The organism is Helicobacter sp. UBA3407, from assembly GCF_949747025.1.
Taxonomy (GTDB): Bacteria; Campylobacterota; Campylobacteria; order Campylobacterales; family Helicobacteraceae; genus Helicobacter_D; species Helicobacter_D ganmani.
Map to the genome: position 1 here is coordinate 1 of NZ_CATKCB010000111.1, position 2,881 is coordinate 2,881.

General features: G+C 37.0%; 3 protein-coding genes and 1 tRNA gene. All 4 read left to right on the forward strand.

Annotated elements, in window-relative coordinates; all coding sequences use genetic code 11:
• Window positions 1–228: 228 nt before the first annotated feature.
• Window positions 229–708, forward strand: coding sequence for a hypothetical protein (locus tag Q1553_RS03445; RefSeq protein WP_115551454.1), 480 nt, complete (start codon window positions 229–231; stop codon window positions 706–708).
• A 42-nt stretch (window positions 709–750) separates the two neighbouring features.
• Window positions 751–1,530, forward strand: coding sequence for a histidinol-phosphatase (locus Q1553_RS03450; protein WP_115551453.1), 780 nt, complete (start codon window positions 751–753; stop codon window positions 1,528–1,530).
• 95 nt (window positions 1,531–1,625) lie between these two features.
• Window positions 1,626–1,724 (forward strand) — tRNA-Sec (locus tag Q1553_RS03455).
• 126 nt (window positions 1,725–1,850) lie between these two features.
• Window positions 1,851–2,881: hypothetical protein (locus Q1553_RS03460; protein WP_300842755.1), on the forward strand; the 1,031-nt coding region annotated here is incomplete at its 3' end.

The window sequence follows — 2,881 nt, forward strand, 5'->3', positions numbered from 1 at the left end:
ATTCTTATCCTTGTGCTTTGTTGCATTCATTTAGCTTTTGGCTTTCGCGTTCAATCCCTCCAAGAACTCCACAATCAAAATGTAATCCGACAACAATTTTTGTAAGATTTAAAGTTTCCTAATGAGAGGTTTTTTGGCAAATAATGAAGCAAAAAGCCTTTATTGTCTGAAGTATCTTGATTATGCTTAGATATGTTATAATTTGAGAATTTTTCTAAGGAGAGTGCAATGGACGAGGATTTTATAAAGTCTGAAGAAGAAGATTTTTTAAACAAACCAGACGCCGATGCGGTCTTGCAAAAATCTTGCTTGAATATTGATTTGAATAATGGCACAATCAAGGAGCAAAAATATGGTAAATCCTCTGTTCTTTTGGAGACAAGTAGCAAAATGGTGGTGGATAAGCAAGGATTAATCCATTCGGGAAATTTGTTTTCTAGTGCTGCTTATTGTGCGTTATTGGCGGTGAATAATCCCAATGGAATCGTGATTGGTGCAGAAGTGAAGTTTCTAGCACCTATTGAGTTGGGCAACGAAGTCTTGTTTCGCGGAGAAACCTTGCAAGAAGATACGAAAAAGCGCGAAGTCAAGGTAGAAGGATTTGTGTTAGATATTAAGATTTTTGACGCGATGTTTTATATTGCGGTGTTTGATAAGCATGTTTTAAGTTTGCATATTACTAAAGAAATGGAAAAGAAAATGGGCTAAGTCCAAAGAATCACGACAAAGAATCGTAAATAAAGGGAGTTTATGCGGGTAGATTTGCACAATCACACAAGCCTTTGTAACCACGCGACAGGCACAATGGAGGAATATGTCCTCCGAGCAATAGAAGAAAAAATTGATGTTTTTGGATTTTCTTGCCACAATCCGATGGCTTTTGATGAACAATATAGAATGGATTTTAAGGATTTACCCTTTTATTTTGATGAAATTGCGCGATTAAAAGAAAAATACAAAGGGCAAATTGAAATCTTAACTGCGCTAGAGATTGATTTTTTGCCCTCTTTTGCAGAGGAAAGATTGTTTGATTTTCCACTAGATTATAGAATCGGAGCGGTGCATTTTCTGGGCGATTGGGGGTTTGATAACCCCGAGTTTATCCGCGAATATGCAAGGCGCGATATTAATGATTGTTGGAGTGAATATTATAAAGCCACAGAAATGTTAGCAAAAAGCGGAAAGTTTGACATTTTGGCGCATATGGATTTGTTAAAAGTCTTTAATTATCGCCCAACAAAGGATTTGCGCCCACAAATAGAATCTGCGCTCAAGGCTGTGAAAGAAGCCAATATGTGTATAGAGATTAACGCAGCAGGATTCCGCAAACAAGTTCAAGAGCAATACCCAAGCGAAGAGATTTTGCAAATTGCTTATTCCTTAGAGATTCCAATTTGTTTTGGGAGCGACGCCCACGCGGTAGAGCAAATTGGCTTCAAACATTCAGAGTTGGTATCACTTGCCAAGCAAGTAGGTTACACAAAGTGCGCCCTCTATCGCAACAGAGAGCGAGAGTTGGTAGAATTTTAGTTTGAAAATTTAAGAAACTCAATAAAAATTAAGTAAAATTGCGCTAAATTCTCATCTCTTTTTACTTTAATAATAGCTTTAAGTTTGGAGACTTTGGAGGGTATATGTCGCTGGTGGGCATCGTGGGCTTCAAACCCATTTGAGTGGATAGGTGTCTATTTGCTGGGGAGTTCGATTCTCTCACCCTCTCGCCACTTTTTAAGATATTTTAAGGAATTACTATCAAAACGAATTTTTTTAAAACCCCATTGGCACAATTTTTAAAGAATAAAACTTCCTACCAAATACGCATTGCTTCCCTCTTGCTAATATTTGGAATCTTGACAGTTCTAGGTATTTTAGAGCCTTTTGGATTTTTAAAGCCACTTGCTCAAATTCAATTTTGGCTTTTTGGGTATTTGGGCTATATTTGGCTTTTTGTTGCTGCATTTTTTGTCTATCAAGTAAAAGATTCTTTTGATTTTAAAAACAACCGATTTTTAGAAAAAACGCTTGGTGTTATCATCGGAGTTTTTGCACTTCTTGTGTTGCAAGGCTTGTTTTTTGCGCACGCTGGGATTTTGGGCGTTGCGTTTAATAGTGTGCTTTCGCCACTTATTACACATTTGGGTGTTTTTGTGTTGGTTTTACTTTGCTTTGCCTTTAGCGTTGTTTTGTATAGCGGCAAGTCTCCTAAAGAATTGGGAAAAATATTTGTGCAAGATTTGAAAGAGGATTTAAGGCAAAGTCAAGTGCCAACAGAAAAAATCATTAAAAGCAAAAAGAATCTCAAAAATCTTGCTTCAAAAATCAAAGCATTTTTTACGCCGCCAAGCCAAATGGACAAAAAGGATTCTAAACATTCTATTTTTTCCCTTTCTCCGCAGGAGAAGGACACTCAAAATACGCAAAATAATCCAGCACAAGAAACCTCTAAGCATTCTTCTTTGTTTTTTACAAAAGCCCCTTCTACCCCTCGCGCATTAACTTTAGAAGAATTGATTGAGCAGAGTAAAAACAATCCGCCTCCTCCTACAAGTGCAGCTTTCAACTTTCAAGATGATACTGAAGAAGAATCTCAAGAAATGCAAGAGACATCAGAAAGTGAATCGCACGAGAATTTCAGCAAAGAGCAATCTTTTGAGGCTGAAATTGATGAGTTAAGACAGAATGTAGAGTTGCCAACAAGAGAAGACAATCCTTTAGAAAATTACTCTAAAGAACAAAATGAGATTCCACAAATTCGCATTGTGAGTTCAAAAGAAGCTGAACAGCAAGGCTTTAATGCAATGCAGTTTCAGTTGGAATCTATGGCAAGTTTAGAAAACTTCAAACGTTTTGAGAAAAGCCATTTATATCCAGAGGAAGAACC

What these genes read in the sequence shown, in the direction of transcription:
- Q1553_RS03445 (WP_115551454.1), top strand. Translation starts at nt 229, where the DNA reads ATGGACGAGGATTTTATAAAGTCTGAAGAAGAAGATTTTTTAAACAAA.
- Q1553_RS03450 (WP_115551453.1), top strand. Translation starts at nt 751, where the DNA reads ATGCGGGTAGATTTGCACAATCACACAAGCCTTTGTAACCACGCGACA.